This is a genomic window from Microbacterium salitolerans (assembly GCF_019720895.1).
Lineage (GTDB): Bacteria > Actinomycetota > Actinomycetes > Actinomycetales > Microbacteriaceae > Microbacterium.
Genome location: NZ_JAHKSH010000020.1, coordinates 1 through 282, shown reverse-complemented (window position 1 = coordinate 282; position 282 = coordinate 1). Strand labels below are relative to the sequence as shown.

Sequence of the window (282 nt, the reverse complement as noted above, 5' to 3'; positions counted from 1 at the left end):
GATCAGGGAACCCGGCGACGGGCACTTGCGCTCAGTGCCGTCACCGCGGCAAGCGCCGTATTCGCGCTCATCGACTATGACCCGCTCAAGCTGGTGCCGGTCAATCCGGTACAAGCGGTGGTTCTTCTCGTTCTTGCCCTCATCGCCTTCGCCGGCACCGTGCTCCGGCTGCGCGTCCTGCTGTACGGTGTCGGGGCCGTGATGATCGTCCTGGGCCTGATCCGCCTTGTCACCTACGGACACGGGCCCGGTCTGATCACCGGCAGCGTAGGGACTGCGGCG

The 282-nt window shown here is 66.3% G+C and carries 1 protein-coding gene; it reads left to right on the top strand.

Annotated features, from left to right (window positions below; genetic code table 11):
* The coding region (locus tag KOL93_RS16015; protein ID WP_221586425.1) for a hypothetical protein at nt 1-282 on the top strand (282 nt) is incomplete at both ends.